Annotated in this window: 19 protein-coding genes and 1 pseudogene; 6 read left to right on the top strand and 14 right to left on the bottom strand. The window is 53.1% G+C overall.

Going from position 1 to position 21,256, the window contains the following annotated elements; translation table 11 throughout:
• Positions 1-274: 274 nt before the first annotated feature.
• Complete coding sequence (locus LC431_RS20570) at positions 275-865, top strand: hypothetical protein (protein ID WP_112152634.1); 591 nt, start codon at positions 275-277, stop codon at positions 863-865.
• A gap of 107 nt (positions 866-972) precedes the next feature.
• Positions 973-1,815 (top strand): annotated as a pseudogene (locus LC431_RS20565) (hemagglutinin repeat-containing protein); the annotation flags it as partial.
• A gap of 42 nt (positions 1,816-1,857) precedes the next feature.
• On the opposite strand, the gene yigL reads toward LC431_RS20565, so the two are convergent.
• Both yigL and pldB read right to left on the bottom strand, forming a co-directional pair.
• Complete coding sequence (gene yigL, locus LC431_RS20560) at positions 1,858-2,667, bottom strand: sugar/pyridoxal phosphate phosphatase YigL (protein WP_037035470.1); 810 nt, start codon at positions 2,665-2,667, stop codon at positions 1,858-1,860.
• A 48-nt stretch (positions 2,668-2,715) separates the two neighbouring features.
• Complete coding sequence (gene pldB, locus LC431_RS20555) at positions 2,716-3,708, bottom strand: lysophospholipase L2 (RefSeq protein ID WP_013577503.1); 993 nt, start codon at positions 3,706-3,708, stop codon at positions 2,716-2,718.
• Positions 3,709-3,830: 122 nt separating this feature from the next.
• Here pldB and rhtB point away from each other — a divergent pair, with 122 nt between their 5' ends.
• Complete coding sequence (rhtB, locus tag LC431_RS20550) at positions 3,831-4,451, top strand: homoserine/homoserine lactone efflux protein (RefSeq protein WP_112197605.1); 621 nt, start codon at positions 3,831-3,833, stop codon at positions 4,449-4,451.
• Positions 4,452-4,515: 64 nt separating this feature from the next.
• On the opposite strand, the gene rhtC is transcribed toward rhtB, so the two are convergent.
• The 3 genes from rhtC to pldA form a co-directional block, all read right to left on the bottom strand.
• The gene (rhtC, locus tag LC431_RS20545; RefSeq protein ID WP_013577505.1) at positions 4,516-5,133 is read right to left on the bottom strand and encodes a threonine export protein RhtC; all 618 of its coding nucleotides are present in this window, start codon (positions 5,131-5,133) and stop codon (positions 4,516-4,518) included.
• 37 nt (positions 5,134-5,170) lie between these two features.
• Positions 5,171-7,003, bottom strand: a complete 1,833-nt coding sequence (gene recQ, locus LC431_RS20540; protein ID WP_013577506.1) for an ATP-dependent DNA helicase RecQ — start codon at positions 7,001-7,003, stop codon at positions 5,171-5,173.
• Between the two features lie 128 nt (positions 7,004-7,131).
• On the bottom strand, positions 7,132-8,010 hold the full coding sequence (gene pldA, locus LC431_RS20535) for a phospholipase A (protein WP_013577507.1): 879 nt from the start codon (positions 8,008-8,010) through the stop codon (positions 7,132-7,134).
• Between the two features lie 254 nt (positions 8,011-8,264).
• Here pldA and LC431_RS20530 point away from each other — a divergent pair, with 254 nt between their 5' ends.
• Together LC431_RS20530 and rarD are read left to right on the top strand one after the other, a co-directional pair.
• The gene (locus LC431_RS20530) at positions 8,265-8,747 is read left to right on the top strand and encodes a thioesterase family protein (RefSeq protein ID WP_013577509.1); all 483 of its coding nucleotides are present in this window, start codon (positions 8,265-8,267) and stop codon (positions 8,745-8,747) included.
• A 48-nt stretch (positions 8,748-8,795) separates the two neighbouring features.
• Positions 8,796-9,710, top strand: a complete 915-nt coding sequence (rarD, locus tag LC431_RS20525; protein WP_223510288.1) for an EamA family transporter RarD — start codon at positions 8,796-8,798, stop codon at positions 9,708-9,710.
• On the opposite strand, the gene LC431_RS20520 is transcribed toward rarD, so the two are convergent.
• Complete coding sequence (locus tag LC431_RS20520) at positions 9,675-10,742, bottom strand: AbrB family transcriptional regulator (protein WP_370633918.1); 1,068 nt, start codon at positions 10,740-10,742, stop codon at positions 9,675-9,677. The genes rarD and LC431_RS20520 overlap by 36 nt on opposite strands.
• A gap of 6 nt (positions 10,743-10,748) precedes the next feature.
• Positions 10,749-11,699 carry a magnesium/cobalt transporter CorA gene (corA, locus tag LC431_RS20515; RefSeq protein ID WP_013577512.1) on the bottom strand — a complete coding sequence of 317 codons (951 nt, stop codon included), beginning with the start codon at positions 11,697-11,699 and terminating at the stop codon, positions 10,749-10,751.
• A 419-nt stretch (positions 11,700-12,118) separates the two neighbouring features.
• Here corA and LC431_RS20510 point away from each other — a divergent pair, with 419 nt between their 5' ends.
• The gene (locus tag LC431_RS20510) at positions 12,119-12,595 is read left to right on the top strand and encodes a WbuC family cupin fold metalloprotein (protein ID WP_112152372.1); all 477 of its coding nucleotides are present in this window, start codon (positions 12,119-12,121) and stop codon (positions 12,593-12,595) included.
• A 142-nt stretch (positions 12,596-12,737) separates the two neighbouring features.
• On the opposite strand, the gene uvrD is transcribed toward LC431_RS20510, so the two are convergent.
• The 7 genes from uvrD to LC431_RS20475 form a co-directional block, all read right to left on the bottom strand.
• Positions 12,738-14,900, bottom strand: coding sequence for a DNA helicase II (gene uvrD, locus LC431_RS20505; protein ID WP_223510287.1), 2,163 nt, complete (start codon positions 14,898-14,900; stop codon positions 12,738-12,740).
• A gap of 96 nt (positions 14,901-14,996) precedes the next feature.
• Positions 14,997-15,713 (bottom strand): 5-amino-6-(5-phospho-D-ribitylamino)uracil phosphatase YigB, encoded by a 717-nt coding sequence (gene yigB, locus LC431_RS20500; protein ID WP_037035464.1) that lies wholly within the window; start codon positions 15,711-15,713, stop codon positions 14,997-14,999.
• Positions 15,713-16,624 (bottom strand): tyrosine recombinase XerC, encoded by a 912-nt coding sequence (gene xerC, locus LC431_RS20495; protein ID WP_112152373.1) that lies wholly within the window; start codon positions 16,622-16,624, stop codon positions 15,713-15,715. Before xerC ends, yigB begins: the two co-directional genes overlap by 1 nt.
• The gene (locus LC431_RS20490) at positions 16,621-17,325 is read right to left on the bottom strand and encodes a DUF484 domain-containing protein (protein WP_013577517.1); all 705 of its coding nucleotides are present in this window, start codon (positions 17,323-17,325) and stop codon (positions 16,621-16,623) included. Before LC431_RS20490 ends, xerC begins: the two co-directional genes overlap by 4 nt.
• The gene (dapF, locus tag LC431_RS20485; RefSeq protein WP_013577518.1) at positions 17,322-18,146 is read right to left on the bottom strand and encodes a diaminopimelate epimerase; all 825 of its coding nucleotides are present in this window, start codon (positions 18,144-18,146) and stop codon (positions 17,322-17,324) included. The genes LC431_RS20490 and dapF overlap by 4 nt, the downstream gene beginning before the upstream one ends.
• 96 nt (positions 18,147-18,242) lie before the next feature.
• Positions 18,243-18,446, bottom strand: coding sequence for a lipoprotein (locus tag LC431_RS20480; RefSeq protein ID WP_013577519.1), 204 nt, complete (start codon positions 18,444-18,446; stop codon positions 18,243-18,245).
• A 158-nt stretch (positions 18,447-18,604) separates the two neighbouring features.
• Positions 18,605-21,163 (bottom strand): class I adenylate cyclase, encoded by a 2,559-nt coding sequence (locus LC431_RS20475; RefSeq protein ID WP_013577520.1) that lies wholly within the window; start codon positions 21,161-21,163, stop codon positions 18,605-18,607.
• Positions 21,164-21,256: the final 93 nt, after the last annotated feature.

Below are 21,256 nucleotides of genomic sequence, written 5' to 3'. Positions count from 1 at the left end.
TATTTATTTTCAATATAATATGGATATTAATTCTTCTTTCTATGACTGTGATTATTTTTTTAATGCTTAGAACATTTGTATGGTTATCTTTTGGTGGGGATTTTCTTTTTTCACTGGAAGATATCCGAAGAGCTTATCGTATTAGTCTATTTGCTGGGCCTATTTGTGGGTCGGGTAGCTGGTTTATCTACTATCGTCATTACAGACATTACAGACATTACAAGTAAGTAAATCCTGACCAACAACGCTGGGATCGGATTAGACAGAAATGTTTATGAAAAACAGGGTATTAATTTTTAACATGGATATTTATATGAAAAGTAATTCGTTTTTTTTGATGATCGTGATTTTTCTTTCTGGATGTACTGTGGATATGAGCAGTTCTATGCCTGATTATCAGGGCAACGATACTTCTTTTATTCGTGTCGACAATAGTTTTCAACCAACACTTTTCAGGCTGGAAAAAATGTTACCTGCTGCGGAATGTATGAAATCAGAAGGTGTGTATGGACTTACATCAAAAGTAGCCGTGATGGGAATAAAAACCAGCTATTCAAAAAGAGTAACTGGGATCGCATCTCCGTCAACGCAATTCTCAAATCGGGGATATTTGGAATATACCATTCAAAGTGGGAAAGTATATAAAATATGGTGGCACTTTGATGAAAAAAGTATGTATGGCATAGATCTTGGTAGAACTTTTGAAAGATCATTTACGGCAGAAGATGGTCATAGTTATGAAATCCAAACAAAAGGTAATGATGTTGTTATCTATGATATTTCTGAAAGGAAAGAAGCAGATTATGTAAGCGTTAAAGAGTGCCAATATAAAAAAACAATGTTGGGGAAGAAAGAATATCTATGAAGTAATAATGATCCATCTTTATTTTCGTGGAGAACCGCACAATTTGCTGGCAGCCGTTGCAACTCAAAAGCCAGAGTTTCAGCACCGTCGGTTCGACGGGGGGAACGGCGCTGGCGCAGGCCACCACCGGCGATGCTTCCACGGCGTTTGGTATCAGCGCCTCGGTTGGCACGCAGTCGTCCAAATCCGAGAGCCACAGCGGGCAGAATACCGCCACGGGCAGCACGCTGACGGCGGGTGATAACCTGTCGATAACCGCGACGGGCGGCGATATCACGACCATCGGCAGCCAGATTAAAGCCGGGCTGGACGTGGCGCTGAACGCGGCAGACGACATCAACCTGATTTCCTCGCAGAACACCCAGTGGCTGGAAGGAGAAAACAGCAGCAGCGGCGGCGCCATAGGGATTGGCATCGGCATGGGCGAGAGCGGTGCCGGTATCAACATCTCCGCCAGCGGCAACGCCTCCAGAGGCAGCGAGTCGGGCAACGGCACGCAGCATAACGAAACCACCATCGACGCGGGCAACCGCATCAGCATTAACAGCGGCGACGACACAACGATTGCCGGTGCGCAGGTGAGCGGCAACAGCGTGGTGGCGGATATCGGCGGCGACCTGACCATCAGCAGCCTGCAGGACAGCGACTATTACGACAGCAGCCAGAAGAGCATCAGCGGCGGTGCCAGCTTCTCATTCGGCACCATGACCGGTTCGGGCGGCATCAGTGCCGCTAATGACAAAATGAACAGCGACTACAACCCGGTGGTTGAGCAGTCCGGTATTTATGCCGGTGACGGCGGCTTTGATATCACGGTGGGCGGGCATACGCAGCTCGATGGCGCGGTGCTTGCCAGCACAAGTTCGGCGGATAAAAACAGCCTCAACATCGGCACGTTAGGCTTCAGCGGCATCGGCAATAAAGCGGCAGATACAGATCCCAAAGCAGGACAACCGCCCTGCTTTGGTTCTACGACTTTGCTTCAAAACCGATTAGCTTTCTTCGGCCAGATACATCTTACGAAGGTAATGCGGTACCGCGTCGTCGGCGTTGGATCCGATGATTTCTGCATCCGGCATGGCGGCTTTCAGACGTGGCAATGAACCGCTCATCAGACAACCTTTACCGGCCATGCTCAGCATTTCAAGGTCATTCAGGCCATCACCAAAGGCGATGCAATCTTTCAGGGAATAGCCCATCAGCTTGGAAACATATTCCAGCGCATGCCCTTTCGATACACCGCCTGCCATCACTTCCAGACATACCGGCAGTGAGAAGCTGACATTCACACGGTCGCCCCAGCGCGCATTGATCGCTTCTTCCAGTGGCAACAGTTTTTCGTGATCTTCACAGGTGAAATACACTTTGCAGATACCGTCAGTTTCCAGCAGACCCGGTTCATACAGTTTGTATTTGAAAACGGATTCGCGGAAAAAATCATCCTGATCGGCGCGGTCACGGTTCATGTACCAGTCATCGTTGCGATAAACGTTGGTCAGAATATCCGGATTGTTATGCATGATGCCGAACAGGTCTCTGGCGATGTCTTCATCCAGATTGTGCGAGAAAATCAGGTCACCGTCGGTGTTATGCACGCGCGCACCGTTGGAGGTGATCATGTATGCACTGATTTCCAGATTGTCGCGCATCTGCGCTACATCGATATGGTGACGCCCGGTGGCGAACACGAAATGCACGTCGCGCTGGGTCAGCAATTTCAGCGTCTCTTTGGCGAACGGGCTCAGGGTATGATCAGGTGATAGCAGCGTGCCATCTAAATCGGAAGCAACAACATGGTACATAGCGTTAGGTTCTAACCTCTGATGGAGTTGTGCGCGGCGAACCGCGGATTAATGCTGTCGCGCAAAAAAGCGCATGATAGCGTCCAGCGCCTGTGCCCTCAGGTCGTCCCGTTCAAACAGGATCTCATGGCGCGCGCCTTCAATGACCAGCGGTTTTTCCCCTTCACAAGGGTGTCCCGCAACGGCCATGGCCTGACAAAAAGCAAGATGGGACCGGTTATCCACCACACGGTCTTCGCTCGCCTGCAATAACAGAACAGGGGTGGTGATTTTTTCGGCTTCTTTCAGGATATGCATCCCCGCCTCAATCCCTTCACGTACCCAATGATAGGTTGGCCCACCGACCTGCAGCTCAGGGTAATCGGCATAAAAACGCAGGTTACGGCGATAACGCTCACGGCTGTGTGTCAGGCGGTTGACCACAAACGGTAATGGCCGCCAGTGACCGGTGCCCAGCGCATAGCCGTCACGGCGTAGCGGACGATTCTCCGCCCAGTTGAGGATCCGGCGGGAAATCCAGCCCGGCATCGGCAAATAAATGCCGGTCATCGGCGCGAGTAACGCCGCTGCATCAAACTTGTCCGGATTTTTCGCCAGAAACAGCGCCAGGATCGCACCGCCCATGGAGTGTGCCAGCGCGAACTTTTTCGCGTACTGACGTGGGGCAATCTCCAGTTGATAAAAGCTTTCGAAATCCTCAACATAATCGTCAAAATGCTTAACGTGGCCACAATGCGGATCGTCGAGCATACGCCCGGAACGCCCCTGACCGCGGTGATCGACAATCATGACATCGTAGCCGCAATGGAATAAATCGTAGGCTACTTCAGGATATTTTACGTAGCTTTCTATACGACCCGGTGACACCACGATGACTTTATCATGCGCGGGGGAACAGAACCGGACATAGCGGATCGGGACATCGTCAACGCCGCTAAACTCGCCTTCTTCGCGCGTACGCCAGAAATCCAGCAAAGGTCCGGTCGCGAAGGCGGAAAACTCCTTCTCTCGTGTTAACCACTTCCCAAAATTCACAGGCATTCAATGATCCAAAGTCGTCAGGCAGGGAGGAGGAAAAGTGTTATTTGTGAGTTATAGCGCAATTATAAACAATGGCGTATTGTGCCATAAAACAACATAAAACGTATTCAGGGAGTCTCGCAATGACACTTGACTGGTGGTTAACCTACCTGCTCACCACTTCTATTTTAAGTTTATCCCCCGGCTCCGGTGCCATTAACACGATGAGTACGGGCATCAGCCACGGCTATCGCGGGGCGGTGGCGTCAATCGCGGGGTTACAACTCGGGTTATCCATCCACATCGTACTGGTCGGTATCGGGCTGGGCGCACTGATCTCATCATCGCTGCTGGCCTTTGAAATTCTCAAATGGCTGGGTGCGGCGTACTTAATCTGGCTGGGTATTTGCCAGTGGCGTTCTGCCGGTGCGATTGATCTGAGCGCGCTCGCCAGCAGTATGCCACGTCGCCGTTTATTCAAACGCGCCATCCTGGTGAACCTGACCAATCCAAAAAGCATTGTGTTTCTGGCCGCATTATTCCCGCAGTTTATCATTGCGCACCAGCCTCAGGCTGCACAATACGTGGTACTGGGCGTCACCACGGTGGTTGTCGATATCATTGTGATGATCGGTTACGCCACGCTGGCCACGCGTATCGCCGGCTGGGTGAAAGCCCCGAAACAAATGCAGTTGCTGAACCGCATTTTCGGTTCGCTGTTTATGCTGGTGGGTGTGTTGCTGGCGAGTGCCAGAAAGGTTTAACGCCGCAAAATGCAAAAAGGGTTCGGCATCAACCGAACCCTTTTTCATGTGCAAAATGCGTTGATTAACGATTCACGATAAGCGCAACACCAAAGCCCGCAAACACCACGCCTGCCACGCCATCGATCCATTTTGCTAAACGCTGATATCCGCGACGCATTTTCGGCAGGGCAAAAACCAGCGCCACTAACGAGAACCAGGCCAGGGTTTCCACCACAATCAGCAGAAATATACCCAGACGCTCGCCACCGCTGACACTGTCGCCAACGAACATAGAGAACACGCTGCCGAAGTAAATAACAGCTTTAGGATTCGAAAGATTGGTCAGCAGCCCGCGCATAAACGTGCGGCCACGGGCAGGCAGCGTTACCGGAGTGTCGTCGCCGTTTTGTTTTTTAGCACGTGCTGATTTCATCAACTGCCAGCCCATCCAGCACAGATACAGGCCGCCGCCGACGGTGATGATCTGATGCAGCCAGGCCATTTTTTGCAGAATTAAATGTAATCCCATCAGCGCAACCGCTGCCCACACCAGTACGCCGAGCGTAATACCAATCACACCCATCATGGCTTCTTTACGCGACCGGCTGGCGGCGGTTTGTGAAACAAAGAAAAAGTCCGGCCCCGGACTCATCAGCGCGATCAGATGAACCATCGCAACCGTCAGGAATAGCATCAGCATGATTAACTCTCTGTGTTATGTGTAGGAAACAGAATTCTTATTCGTCGCCGTTATCGATGTGATCGCGGATCATCGCCATAAATGGCCTGCCGAATTTCTCCAGCTTACGCTGACCAACACCCGTGATGTCCAGCAAATCGCTCGCGCTGACGGGCAGATGTTCAGCCATTTCCAGCAGCGTCGTGTCGTTAAATACCACGTACGGCGGCACATTATTGTCATCCGCCAGTGACTTACGCAGTTTACGCAATTTAGCAAACAACTTACGATCGTAATTCCCGCCGTAAGTTTTCTGGCTGGCACTGCTTTTAATTTTCAGCGTCTGAATCCGCGGCACGGCCAACTGCAACGGGATTTCGCCCCGTAAAACCGGACGCGCCGATTCCGTCAGTTGTAACGCCGAGTGCATGGCAATATTTTGCGTAATCAGCCCGAGATGGATCAGTTGGCGAACCACGCTGGTCCAGTGTTCGTTGCTGTGTTCTTTGCCGATGCCATACACAGTCAGCTTGTCGTGGCCGTATTCGCGGATACGCTGGTTGTTCGAACCACGCAGCACTTCGACCACGTACCCTAAGCCAAAACGTTGTCCGACGCGCGCAACGACCGACAGCGCTTTCTGCGCATCCAGCAAACCGTCATAGCGTTTTGGCGGGTCAAGACACACATCGCAGTTACCGCAGGCGTTCTGTTTGCCTTCACCGAAGTAATTGAGCAGCACCAGACGGCGGCAGGTTTGCGCTTCCGCAAACGCATTCATGGCATTCAGCTTATGGCGTTCAACATCCTGCTGAGCGCCCGCCGGTTTCTCTTCCAGACAGCGGCGCAGCCAGGCCATATCAGCCGGATCGTAAAGCAGCACCGCTTCGGCAGGCAGGCCGTCACGCCCTGCCCGGCCCGTTTCCTGATAATAAGACTCGATGGTGCGTGGAATATCAAAGTGCACCACAAAACGCACGTTAGGTTTGTTGATGCCCATCCCGAAGGCGACGGTGGCGACCACAATTTGCAGGTCGTCGCGCTGGAAACCTTCCTGCACGCGGGCGCGGGTGTCGTTATCCAGCCCGGCGTGATACGCGCCGACGCTCAGCCCGCGGCTTTGCAGACGGGCGGCTGTGTCTTCCACTTTGGCACGGCTGTTACAGTAAATAATGCCGCTTTTACCGCGCTGATCCTGCACAAAACGAATCAGCTGATCGAGCGGCTTAAATTTTTCCACCAGCGTGTAACGGATATTCGGGCGATCGAAACTGCTGACCTGAATCAGCGGATCGTTCAGCTCCAGCAGACGGACGATATCGTTACGTGTGGCCTCATCGGCGGTTGCGGTCAGGGCAATCACCGGCAGTTGCGGATAACGCAGTTTCAGCTGGCCGAGCGCGCGATATTCCGGGCGGAAATCGTGGCCCCATTGGGAAATACAGTGAGCTTCATCGACGGCAAGCATCGCCGGATTCCACTGTTGCAGCTGCTCGAGGAAATCGCCCATCATCAGGCGTTCCGGCGCGATATACAGCATTTTGATACGTCCCGCACGGCAACCGGCCATCACTTCCAGCTGTTGCTCACGGGTTTGCGTTGAGTTCAGGCAACCGGCTTCAACGCCTGCGGCCATCAGCTGGTCGACCTGATCTTTCATCAGCGAGATGAGCGGCGAAACAACCAGCGTCAGGCCGTCCATCACCAGCGCGGGAATTTGATAGCACAGCGATTTACCGCCGCCTGTTGGCATCACTACCAGACAATCCCGGCCAGAAAGGGCGGTATTGATGATAGTTTGCTGGCCTGGTCTGAATTGCTGATAGCCGAAGGTATCGCGTAATACCTGATGAGCCAGCTCTTCTTTGTTTATCACTGCCGCCGTAGACACTCAATTCCCCAACTGTTCAAACCACCCGGCTAAGCCCTAAAGCCGCCGGGGCTGTACTGCACCGACATAATATACCCTAAATAATTCCGGGTGCGGCCAACGCAACTGCAACCAGAAGTATGGCGCAATTACATGATGTCGTTAAGCATAATACCCACACCGATACGGGTCTGCTTATGGTTGTAGTCGATCAATGACTCGCCGTAGCCGCTAAATACCTGAGTATAGAAGCGAACCTGTTTGGAAATCGGGTAGCTCCAGCCAGTCGTCGCACCGCCGTAACCGGTATTCCAGTTGTAACGGCTTTCCACGCTGAACACGCTGTCACCCCACGCATAACCGACTTTAAGGCGGTAATAACCCATGTATTTGTTGATGTCCGGGTTATCGTCGTTTTCATCGCTTTCAGGGATGCGGTACCACGGTTTTAAATCCACCTGCCAGTTACCGTTTTGCGCCATGAAACGGGCATACACACGGTTCCAGCTGCGGGACGTCGGATCTGAGCGGCCGTTAGACTGATGACTGACACCATATTCTGCTTCGCGCAATGTCCAGCCGAGGAAATCGTAATCCGTCGCCCAGGCGAGGAAAAGTTGTGGCTCGTAGTTGGTCTCACGAAAAGGTGAAGACTCGCCGCTGTTGGAAAGCTGCCAGAATGATTTTTGCGTATAAGACGCACCGAGCACCGAGTTATCACCCGCAATTCCACGCCACAACGGGAACGCCAGGCTGAGCTGGAACTCGACTTCATCATGGCGTGCTTTATCTGCCCAGTCGTAAGACTGAATGGCTTTCTTGTTGATATTGCTGGTATCAGTGTAAATCAGGTAGTTTTGTTCGTAAGGATATAATGTGAACGGGTTGTCGTGCTCCTGCAACATATTCGCAATAATACTTCCGCGTACCGCAGGTTTATCATGCACTTCCTGCACAGTGGCCTCTGCGGCGTGTCCCAGCATTGGCATCGCCAGCATGGCGGCTCCGACAGCCCAATTTTTACGCATTATTCCTTACCCTCACCCTAAAGTTATCGACTCATTATTTTTGAAAATATGCCGTCTGCCCGGCCAACCACGCGCTGACTAAAATCCGGAAATCTCAAAGCAGGGCATTTTACACACAAATACATTTCTAGATGAGTACTGAATACATTTATCCTTCGCTGTGTAGAAATCCTTCCTGCCCGCACCTAAAATCAACACTTCGTTAACTTTTTCGGCGAACATACTGTCCACTCGTTTTCGTCAGGAATTTATTCATGTCTGCTTCATCTCTCAGCCACGAGGCTGCCCTGCAACTGATCGGCAATATTTTCGTTTACGATATGCCGTTTAACCGCGAACTGGGCCTCGAGCTGAAACGTCTCGACTGCGACTACGCAGAGTTAAAATTTACCAACCAGACAAAACTGGTGGGCAATGCCGCACAAAAAATCCTGCACGGCGGCGTAATTGCTGCGGTGCTGGATGTCGCCGCCGGTCTGGTCTGTGTGACCAGTTCACTGATCCGCCGCGACAAACCTGATCACCCGTTACTGGAAGCCGAAATGCGTCAGCGTTTATCCAAAATGGGCACCATCGATTTACGCGTTGATTACCTGCGTCCGGGCCGTGGCGAGTATTTTATTGCCTCCGCCAGCCTGATCCGTGCCGGGAACAAAGTCTCCGTGGCGCGCGTGGATTTACACAGCGACACGGGCATTCACATCGCGACCACTACGGCGACCTATATGGTGGGCTGAGATCAGGTAAACTCCGCTTCTTTCCTTACTCTTTTTTCAGGTACCCACATGGACGCACACCGTACCCGGCAAGGTGTTATTTTTGCCTTTATCGCCTATCTGATCTGGGGGATCGCGCCAGCGTATTTCAAGCTCATCAAACAGGTTCCGGCGGATGAAATTCTGACTCACCGGGTGATCTGGTCTTTCTTCTTTATGTTAGTGCTGCTCTCCGTCAGCCGCAGCTGGGGCGATGTCCGCCGGGTATTCGCACAACCGAAGAAAATCGGCATGTTACTGATTACCGCCCTGCTTGTCGGTGGGAACTGGCTGATTTTTATTTGGGCAATTAATCATAATCACATTCTGGAAGCCAGCCTCGGCTACTTTATCAATCCGCTGGTGAATGTGGTGCTTGGCATGCTGTTTTTGCGTGAACGATTCCGAAGTTTGCAATGGTTCGCCGTGGCGCTGGCTTTCGCCGGGGTGCTGGTGCAGGTGTGGGTATTTGGTTCCGTGCCGGTCATCGCCATCGGGCTGTCCCTGACATTCGCCTTCTATGGCCTGCTGCGTAAAAAAATAGGCGTGGATTCGCAAACCGGGATGCTGATTGAAACCCTCTGGTTACTGCCGGTGGCCGGGATTTATCTGTTCTTTATTGCCCACAGCCAGACCAGCAATCTGGCAGCGAATCCGTGGTCTCTGGATTTATTGCTGATGGCGGCCGGGATTATCACCACCATTCCGCTACTGTTCTTTACCGCCGCCGCTGCCCGGCTGAAGCTCTCCACGCTGGGCTTTTTCCAGTATCTCGGGCCAACGCTGATGTTCCTGCTGGCCGTGGTGTTTTACGGTGAAACCGTCAACACCTCACAACTTATCACCTTCGGCTTTATCTGGGTGGGACTGCTGTGCTTTATCAGCGATGCGCTCTATACGCAGGGGCGTTTACGACGAGGAAGAAGCGGACACAGCGCTGCGTGAGATAAAGCGCGCCATCGCGGGACCAGTTGCCAGGATGGTGATCAGACGCAGCGTCTGCATCGCCATCACAAAACCTAAATCGGCGTGGCTGCCTGCCGCAATAATCGCCACGGTGTCCAGCCCGCCCGGGCTGGTCGCCAGATAAGCCGTCAGTATATCGACGTGCAAAAGTTTGGTCAGCACCCATGCCATGCCCCCGCAAATCAGCATCAGCCCGATAATCGAGGCAATCATCTGAGGCAGCGTACGTAAAGCCAGTTTGAAAATCGGACGTGTAAAGCGCAGCCCGACACTCCAGCCAATCAGCGTGTACGCCATCGCCAGCAGCCATTCCGGCACTTCTAAGGTCACCGTTCCGGTGGAATGCAAAACCGCGCCGACAATGGCCGGAAGCAGCAGCGCGCCGGAAGGGATACGCAGGCGCGGCCCCAGCCAGACACCGGCTACTGCCAGAAATAGCGTGGCAAAGAAACGCCAGGTGAGCGGCGGAAACCAGACCACTGCCGCCGCCAGCGATGCGCTGTCGCCCATAGCCATACGCGCAACAAATGCGGCAGCCGTGGCAACAAACAACACGCGCAGATACTGCATAAACGCCACCAGACGGACATCCGCACCGAAATCACCGGCCATCGCGACCATGGCGCTGGCACCGCCGGGTGATGAACCCCACGCGCCGGTCGGGCCGGGTAACTGGCTAAAACGTACCAGCAACCAGCCGGAAAGTCCGCTGGCAAGCAGCGTCGCCACCAGCACCATCAGCACCAGCGGCCAGTCATTGAGTAACGGTGGCAGAATCGAGGGCGACAGACTTTGCGCGATCATACAGCCCAAAATGCCCTGCGATATTTTGAAGAACAGCGGATGAATACGCACGCTGGCACCCAATAAACCCATGACGACGCCGACAATCATCGGCCCGAGCAGGAGCGCAGCGGGAACGTGGAAGGTCTGAAAAATAATGCCCAGAATCAGTGAGGAAACGACGAGGATAAACCACTGCCCCGCCGGAACCATCCTTTCCATCAGCATGGTCGGTTATAACCAGTTTTTACGTTTGAAGTACAGGTAAGGCGCCAGCCCGGCGAGGATCATCAGCGCAATCGCGCCCGGATAACCGAATGACCATTTCAGTTCCGGCATGAATTCAAAGTTCATCCCGTAACTGGAAGCCACCAGCGTTGGCGGCAGGAACACCACCGAAACCACCGAGAAAATCTTAATAATGCGGTTCTGTTCGATGTTGATAAAACCCATCGCCGCCTGCATCAGGAAGTTAACTTTCTGGAACAGGGATTCGTTGTGCGGCAACAGGGATTCGATATCGCGTAATACTTCACGCGCCTGCTCAAGCTGACCTGCGGGTAAACGAGCCTTACGCACCAGGAAATTCAGCGCGCGCTGGGTATCCATCAGACATAAACGCACTTTCCAGCCGATATCTTCCAGTTCTGCCAGCGTGGAAAGTGCAGCATCGTATTCGTCGCCCTGATGCCCTTCCATGATCACCCGGCTGAGTTTTTCCAGATCACTGTAGATATTTTCAATTTCATCCGCCAGTTGCTCTATTTTAGTTTCGAACAAATCCAGCAGCAGTTCATAGGCGTTGCCGTCAACCAGCGTCTGGTTGCGGGCACGCATACGGTAGAGACGAAATGCCGGTAATTCGCGCTCACGCAGGGTATACAGACGACCTTCGCGCACGGTAAATGCCACGGTGCTGTTGCCGGCATGATCTTCGGCATCTTCATAGTAAAAGAAGGAGTGAATGTGCAGGCCGTCTTCATCTTCAAAGAAACGTGCAGAAGCTTCGATGTCGTCCAGTTCAGGACGTGTCGCCAGGCTTTGCCCTAATTCACTTTGAACGCGCTCACGCTCCAGCTCGTCAGGTTCGACCAAATCCACCCACAATGAGGTTTTGAGATCGTCTGACTCGTCCAGCTCTAAACGGGATAAGCGGCTGTTTTCTAATTTAAAAGCACTCAGCATGTGCCCGTTCTCCCAAAAATGACAGAAAGTGGACAACGCGTTGAAGCACAAAAAATCACGGGGTGAGAATTGTCACCGGCGTAATTCAGACCAAATTCAGATCTGACTCACAGCGACAGAACGGGGGTCGCTGACAACCACTAAGGCCATCAGCAAAGAGGAGGGCCTTAGAAGTGGTACCTAATGAACAGGTTATTGAGCCAGTATCTACTGGGTGTGTCCAAGGCGAAGTTCCTCATTGATAATAGTGCGCGCATGTTACGCCGGGAATAAAAAGACTGTCAACCGCGAACAAATCTATTCTGGCAACATTTATGCATAAATTTCAGGCTGGCCTGATAACCTTACCGGCTTATCGGATGGTGCTTTTTTGGCTACACTCAATGCCCTGATCTCCCCTCACTTTTCAGATACCCAAAATGATTAAGCAGATAAACCAAGATACGTTATGCGACCTGATCACCAAGGCGGCGCATTCACCGCGACTGCGTCAAAATCTGAATATGCATCCGGCGCCTGAAGATGACGTTCAGCGTCTGGCCATCGCCATGGAACCCGGCACTTATGTGCGCATTCACCGCCATCCACACACCTGGGAAATGCTGACCGCCCTGCGTGGTCGCTTTCTGGTACTGATTTACGATAACAGCGGCGAAGTCACCGACCGACTGTGGCTCGGCGCAGAAACCCGTCTGCTGGAAATCCCGGCCAATACCTGGCACAGCGTGCTATCTCTCGACGAAGGCGGCGTGATTTTTGAAGTGAAACACGGTGCGTATCAGCCAGTTCAGGAACAGGATTATCTGCCAGGCACCGCGCCGGAAGGCGAAGAAGGGGTCAAAGAAACGCTGGAATGGTATGCGAAAGCCGAAGTGGGTGAAACATTTAGCCTCTGACCTTTCGGCTCCTCCCCCTGCGAAGGGGGAGGATGGGAGGGGGTTTTACAGACAAAACAGGAGATTAAGCGCGCTTAAACGTTGGTTTTTGACCTTAATACCCCACCCCAACCCTCCCCTTCGCAGGGGAGGGAGTTAAAAATCAGACGGCTTCGAGGCGGGCGTAGGCGGCGACCAGCCACTTAATCCCTTCGCCCGGGAACGCCACTTGTAACCGGCTGTGTTCGCCGCTGCCTTCCATATTGACGATAGTACCTTCGCCGAATTTAGGATGCACAACGCGCTGGCCGAGTTTGAAGCCGGTGTCGCTGACGCTGGTTGGCGTGCCGACGCTGCGGTTGCTCATCGGGCGTGACACACTGGCGCGCATCCTGACTTCTTCGACACAATCTTCCGGCAGTTCGCCGACAAAACGTGACGGGCGATGAGACACTTCTTTGCCGTATAAACGGCGGGTTTCCGCGTAGGTCAGGGTCAATTTTTGCATAGCGCGGGTGACGCCGACATACGCCAGACGGCGTTCTTCTTCCAGACGTCCGCCTTCTTCCAGCGACATCTGGCTCGGGAACATGCCCTCTTCCATGCCGACGATAAACACCTGCGGGAACTCCAGCCCTTTCGCCGAGTGTAGTGTCATTAACTGCGTCGCATCCTGATTGGCATCCGCCTGCCCTTCGCCCGCTTCCAGCGCGGCATGGGACAGAAACGCCTGCAGCGGCATCAGATCTTCGTCTTCATCCTGATAGCTGAACTGGCGTGTTGCTGTCACCAGTTCCTCTAAGTTTTCGATTCGCGCCTGCCCTTTTTCGCCTTTTTCCTGCTCATACATGATGAACAGGCCGGAATCTTTAATCACCCGGTCAGTCTGCACGTGCAGCGGCATATCTGAGGTTTCATGCGCCAGTGCGTCAACCAGTTCGGTGAAGCGTTGCAGTGAAGATGCCGCACGACCTGCCAGCACTTTTTCCTGCAACAGCGCACGGGTGGCCTGCCACATGGTCATCTGACGATCACGTGCTGTCTGGCGCACCACATCCAGCGTGCGGTCGCCGATGCCGCGCGTCGGTGTGTTCACCACGCGCTCAAAAGCGGCATCGTCATTGCGGTTCGACATCAATCGCAGATACGCCAGCGCATCTTTGATTTCCTGACGGTCGAAGAACCGCTGACCGCCATAAATACGGTATGGCATCGCCATCTGCAATAAGGCTTCTTCCAGCACACGCGACTGGGCGTTGCTGCGGTAAAGAATGGCGCAATCTTTCAGCGCACCGCCGTTGTCCTGCCAGGTTTTGATGCGGTTAACCACAAAGCGCGATTCATCCAGTTCGTTGAATGCGCAATAGAGTGAAATCGGTTCGCCTTCGCCGTCCTCGGTCCACAGGTTCTTACCCATACGTCCATTGTTGTTTTCAATCAATGAGTTGGCGGCTTTCAGGATAGTGCTGGTTGAACGGTAGTTCTGCTCCAGACGGATGGTTTGCGCATTCGGGAAATCTTTCAGGAAGCGCTGGATGTTTTCAACCTGCGCACCGCGCCAGCCGTAAATCGACTGGTCATCATCACCCACGATCATCACATTATTGTTGTCACCTGCCAGCAGGCGGATCCACGCGTACTGAATGCTGTTGGTGTCCTGGAATTCGTCCACCATCAGGTTGGTAAAACGTTCGCGGTAATGCTGCAAAATATGCGGCTTGTTCAGCCAGAGTTCGTGGGCGCGCAGCAACAGCTCGGCAAAATCCACCAGCCCGGCACGGTCACAAGCTTCCTGATAGGCCTGATAAATGCGTAACCAGGTCGCTTCAACGGGATTGTTGTAGGTTTCGACATGCTGCGGGCGCAGACCTTCGTCTTTTTTGCCGTTGATGTACCACATCGCCTGACGCGGGGACCATTGTTTATCGTCGATGTTCAGGGCTTTGATCAGGCGTTTGATCAGACGTATCTGGTCATCACTGTCGAGGATCTGGAAATCCTGTGGCAAATTGGCGTCTAAATGGTGTGCACGCAGCAAACGGTGCGCAAGGCCGTGGAAGGTACCAATCCACATGCCGCCCTGACTGGTGCCGATCAGCTGGTCGATACGGTGGCGCATTTCTGCCGCCGCTTTATTGGTAAATGTGACGGCCATAATAGAATACGGCGAGCACTTTTCTACCGCCAGCAACCACGCTATGCGGTGAACCAGCACGCGGGTTTTGCCACTGCCTGCTCCGGCCAGCACCAACAGATTGCTGCGCGGCGCGGCCACGGCTTCACGTTGTTTTTCATTCAGGCTGTCGAGCAGGTCAGAAACGTCCATAGGCACCGTTTGTCAGATGAGAAAAGCACTCACGCGAAAATTATCGCCGCGAATGCATTTCCACTGTGAATTTATACAGAGTAATTTAAGAAGGGATTATAGCAATGCTGTCAGCGATGCCAACTGCGAAATCTCAATATGCGGTAACAGACGGGCATCGTTAATGTGCATCAGGTCGCCTTCGCGCAAATTAATCCAGCATGATTGCATCCCGCAACGCACCGCGCCCGCGACGTCTGTCGTCAGGTCATCGCCCACATGCAGAATGTTTTCCAGCGGGATATCCAGCTTCATCGACGTTTTTTTATACATGTCGGCGTAAGGTTTGGCACGGCCATGATCGCCCGCCCGCAACGTAAACTGGAAATATTGCGCCAGACCACAGGCGTGCGGATCGGCATTGCCGTTAGTGATAGCAACCAGCGGCCAGCGTTCGGCCAGCGCCGCCAGCGCGTCGTGATTTTCCTGCGGAACATAAATCCTGCTGCGCCACTTCGCGAAGGTTTCCATTGTGGCTTTGGTGCCCTGTTCAGCCTCACTGCGACTCAGACCCGCGCGGGTCATCGCCAGCAAAACCGCCTGACGGCGCCATTCGGTGACGTCGTGATAAATCTCCGCGTCCTGCGCCAGTAATTCTGCACGCATCAGGCGGACAGTATCCGGTGCCATATCCGTCAGCGCCGGATGGAAACCCTGCATGAATTTCAGCGTTTCGGTATCGGTACGGCGGATAACGTCGTAATTGTCATACAGCGTGTCGTCTAAATCGAAGGTGATCGCTTCAATGCGTTTCAGCGGACGATAGAACTTCATCAGGATTTTCCTCGTTTTGCGCGGGGATGCGCGGCGTCGTAAACCGTCGCCAAATGTTGAAAGTCGAGGTGGGTATAGATTTGGGTGGTGGACAGATTCGCGTGCCCCAGCAGTTCCTGTACCGCGCGCAGATCCCCGCTGGATTCCAGCACGTGCGTGGCAAAAGAATGTCGTAGTTTATGCGGATGAATATGGCTGTTAACGCCCTGTTTCACGCCCCATTCAGCAAACCGCTTTTGCACGTTACGCGCAGAAATACGGCTGCCTTTGCTCGACAAAAACATCGCGTCATCCTGCGGATTAAAATCAGCGCGGCGTTCCAGCCAGTGTTCGAGCCAGGTGACAGCCGTTCGCCCGATCGGCACTTTGCGCTCTTTGCTGCCTTTACCCAACACGCGCACTTCGCCGGAGGCCATATCGATATGTTTGCAGTCGATACCCACCAGTTCCGAAAGACGCAGCCCGCCGCCATACATCACTTCCAGCATCGCGCGGTCACGCACGGAAAGCGGATCATTGAGATCGATGTCCAGCAGTTTATTCACTTCATCGACATCAAGATTTTTTGGCAAATGCTTGGGTGAACGCGGCGTGGAAATGCCTTTGGCAGGATTGGCGCTTAATACGCCCTGACGCACCAGCCAGTCAAGAAAGCTGCGCAGCGAAGACATGCGCAGCGCCAGACTGGATGGCCCCAAACCGGCGCGTTTACTGCGCGCCAGTAACATGCGGACTTTTGGCGCATCCAGTTGCTGCCAGTGGGAAATACCGATCTCGCCGGAGATGACGATCAGGGCTTCTAACTGGCGGCTGTAATTGGTGGTGGTAAGCGGACTGAGCTGGCGTTCAACATGCAGGTAACGCAGAAACGCCTCGACTGCAGGATAGAGAGGCGATTCGGTGTGATTCATACGCGTTCGATCCAGCGTTCCAGCAGGCCAGGTAACATTTTTGCCAGTTGGTTGAGTAGCACCGTGCCCATTCCTGGCTGATAATGCTGGGGATCACGGCTGCTGAAAATCAGCACGCCCAGCTCACCCTGTTCGCCCATCAGCGACAGTGCGACGGAACCCACGGCTTTCGCCTGCGGCAATAACAGCAGTAATTCCGGACCGTTCAGGCCGCCGAGATAATGCGGCGTTTCGCCCAGACGCTGGATGCGCATGGATTCAAACGCGCTGCGGCTCACCGCAAGATGAGTGAAATCTGATGGCGCGCCGATGCGCCAGCCTTCACTGAACAAGCGCACATTGGCGCCCGCCAGCCCCAGACTGCGTGCCCAGCGTTGCAGGCGGTTAAGCATATCCTGCAAACTGCTGGCCGCCGCAAGCGTGGCCTGAAGCTCGATCATCCGCCCGAACAACGCTTCGTTGACCGAAGCCTGCTCCATCAGCAAGGTAATTTCTTCTTCAAGCTGGGCAATCTGATGACGCTGACGTCCGAGTTGCCATTCAACCAGCGAAATACTGCCTTTCACCGGATGCGGTACGTGCATCTGCTCGACGCTGCGCGCATTGCGAATAAAGAAATCCGGGTTTTGCAGCAGATATTGCATCACGCTGTCATCGTCGAGAGCTATTACCGGTTCAATCTGGTCATCAAGATTGTTCATAGATGAATAAATCCGTCGTAAACATGAGTGGCAGGTCCGGTCATATAAAGCGGATGACCCGGCCCTTTCCAGCGAATGTCGAGGCTGCCTCCCGGCAGTTCCACCTGAACTTCTTCTGCGAGTAAACCTTGCTGAATGCCAACCGCCACAGCCGCGCAGGCACCACTTCCGCATGCCTGTGTTTCACCGGCACCGCGCTCGTACACGCGCAATTTTACGCTTTCCGGGCTGAGGATCTGCATGAAACCGACGTTCACACGCTCAGGAAAACGGTCATGACTTTCCAGCATCGGTCCGAGAACCTCGACTTCTGCTGTCAGCACATCATCCACCTGTAATACGCAATGCGGGTTTCCCATCGACACCACACCGCAAAATACTGTGCGCTCTTCTGCACGCAGAATATAGGTCTTTTCCGGTTTCGCTGCACGGAAAGGCACCTGTTGCGGCTCGAAAACCGGCTCGCCCATGTTGACCTGCACTTCTTCATCTTCGGTGACAGTCAGCACCATGCGGCCGGTCTGCGTGCTGACGCGGATATCACGTTTGTTTGTCAGACCTTTAATGCGGACAAAGCGGGCAAAACAGCGCGCACCATTACCACACTGCGCGACTTCACTGCCGTCCGCGTTAAAAATACGGTAATGAAAGTCTAATTCGGGATCGTAAGGAGGTTCCACCACCAGTAACTGGTCAAAACCTACGCCACGGTGACGGTCAGACAAACGACGGATCAACTCGGGAGAAAAATAGACATTTTGAGTGACGGCATCAACGACCATAAAATCGTTACCCAGGCCGTGCATTTTGGAGAACTGCATAACTGACTCCGTTTACCGCTGGTCAAATCCAGTCGCGATGATCCTTTAAGAAGAGGGTTCTGCCAGCATGGCACGAAACCCCCGACAATTTGCTGGTCAATCTCTGGAGTTCGTCGTGAGGCTTTCTGGTGATACCCCTTTTTCCTGCGACGAACCATCGTTCGCCGTACCCGGAACATTGCTGGTTTTTTGCGTGGCTGATTTTTCCGGCGGTGGGAAATACAACGGCCCTTTAAGTCCGCAACCGGAGAGAGAAAAGAGTATTGTCGCGGCCAGAGACCAGCGTAAAGCGTTTTTCATTTTATGAATGCCCGTAATTCATGCGACCAAGCTCTCTATAATCGCAGGTGGATCATGAAAAGCAACAGGAATCGACAAAACCCCCGGGCACATTTTCAGGGTTTAAAGCGCAGGAAAGCCGGATAATCTGCCACATGTCCGTGATATGGACACCTTTTCTAATGCAACTGGAATTGCTGCTTCAGCCGCGAAGGTTCGACGTCGCTTTCAGGCAAGGTGGCGCAGGCGGCAGAGAGGGCATTGCTGCGAAAAGGGATCACCTGAATCCGGTCATCGAGCGACACAATTTGATAGAACTGCGGCAGGTTGAAGTTAATAAAGCTTGAGCCGTAGGTAAACCGGTCATGGGAAGACGAGTAGAACCGGCTGACATCGCGCACCAGATCCTCTTTGCTGCCTTCGCAGTGGTGATAGACCTCAACACGGTTGGATTCATCAAGAATGTAGATATTAAAGCCGATGTCATCCGAACTGTCTTCGAAGAAGAACTGAATGATCCCTTCACTGGCGTAGCCGTCAATCACAGCGGGGAGATGCGCCTGATCGGTCTGCAATTTCACCGACAAACCGTGCAGTTTGTTGTTGGAAATCGCGCCATAGAATTCGATCGCATTCTCCAGCTTTTGCACAGAAACGCTGAGACGTTCAAAGAACAGTCCCCAGGTTTGCCCGGCAACACGCACGGCTTTGAAACGCCCGGGTTCGAGTCGTTTGCTCGACAGGCGAAGCTCAATACATTCCGACACCAGTTGCTGAATCCGCGTACGGATAAGGCCACGTAAATGCTGACTGTAGCAGAACACTTCTACCGATTCCGGCGGTGCAGCATCCTGATGCATTTTGCCCAGGATAGTTTTCAGCGCTTCAAGCACCGCCTGTTCACCGCTGAAATGCAGCGTACGCACTTCATTCCATGAGTTGCGATAGAGCAGGTCAATACTGCCGACCATGCATTGCTGATTCTGCCCGAAACTGAAAACATCCAGCTTACGGAAATCAAAATGCACCACCTGATTGCGGAAAGCTGCGGTCGGATCGTGTTCCAGATTAACGATAATCGCTAAGTGACGAATTTCGCACGGGCTGTACAACGCTTTTGGCGTCGGTGCCGCCAGACGCAGCGGGAAGTTGTGCGAAACATCTGCCACCAGTTCGCGCAGTTTGGCGATATCACACAAGCTGCCGCTTTTAATATGCAGGCGTGTCGTGGACGTCAGTAGTCCGTTGAAATAGGCCCACGCCACCAGTTTATTCAGATAGCGGTTATATTCCAGCGGCTGGTGGCTGACGATAGATTCCATCGACGGCGACTGATTATACAGATACCAGCCGGTGCGGTTCGCCCGGCCAATCGGCACATGAATAAAGGTTAAATCGCTTTCTGACAGATCAGGTGAAATCTGCGGATTCACCAGCGTGACTTTGCCCGGCAGCGCTTCAAACGCGGCGTACAACTTACGGGTCAGCACGCCGATATCCTGCGGGCTGGCACTGACGCTTAAATTGTTGCGACGGGCAAAGCGGATCAGGTTGCGATAGCTTTGCATCATGGCATCGAGCAGTTCGTTATGCGCTTCGCGCACACGCTCGATTTTCCAGTTCGCCCGGTTATCCAGCATAGCCAGACGTTCTTCATCCCATCCCCATTCAGCCACAAGCTGACTGAGAATTTCACGACGCCAGCCAACCGATGCCCGTGCACGGGAGAGTTTTTCGCAGACTTTTAAATAGAAACAACGGCGGACTAAATCAAGGCGGGTGAAATCTTCAATCTGGGTGAGATAACGGGTCACGCGGTCGAGCATCATACAATAGGAATCAAGCCCGAAGCAGACGATCTCACCCTGATGCAGGCGTTGTTTAATATCCATCGCCAGCAATTGCGTTTTAGGGTATTCCCAGGAGTATGTTTCCAGCAGCAACGTTTTGAGCACCGCTTTATAAGGAGAATCGATACTTTTATACAACTGCCACAAACTCGCGCCGAAATACTCCTCCGCTGACAGCGTACTGAGGCCACCGAGATCGAGCCATTCGTTTGGCGTCAGTGCGCCCTGCGCATACAGCGAAAGCACATATTCGTCGTAATGCGCTTCTTCTTCACCCGGCACCATATTCCATAGAATACGCTTACCGGCCAGACGGACGGCGGTACGGTAGAACTCGTCGAGCAATAAGATGTGCTGCGTTGAACCACAGTCTTCACCACCCAGGCTGCCACTTTCATTGTGGCGGAAGCGGTTTTCGTCGATCAGGAAGAAGCTGACTTCTACGCCCAGCGAGGCCGCCCATTTTTCTAACAGGCTGCATTTTTGCTGTAAGCGGTTACGCTCTTCGTTATCGAGCCAGGACTGATGGCAGACCCAGATATCCAGATCAGAGCTTTGACTCTGGCCAATGGAAGAGGTGCTGCCCATGGAATACACGCCAGTGATAGGCAATTCACCTTTCACAAGAGGTTCGAGCGCGCTGCCCCATTTATCTTCAAGGTCAGTCAGGTAGGTTTGTTGGGATTCATCAGGCGTGAAAACACAGATACCATGCGGAACCTTACCTTCAAGGTATCCCGGCATCAGAGGGTGATGTTGATGTAAAAAGACAGGAAGCAGCTGGTAGACCTGTTGAAACGCAGGACCCATTGCTGCCAGTGCGCGATCTACTCGTAACTGATTGATCGCATCCAATCTTTGCTTCAATGTCTCGATGTAGAGGTACAAGACGTTTCGCCTGATTATGTGTCTGGAAAGAACCCCGTTCCAAATCCGTCATTTATCGTGATGCTTATGCTTTGAACAACCGCGATTGTGCAA

This window comes from Rahnella sp. GSA61A (assembly GCF_019969905.1).
Taxonomy (GTDB): domain Bacteria; phylum Pseudomonadota; class Gammaproteobacteria; order Enterobacterales; family Enterobacteriaceae; genus Rahnella; species Rahnella aceris.
The sequence above is the reverse complement of the archived record's forward strand: the minus strand, read 5'-3'. Positions and strand labels throughout refer to the sequence as shown.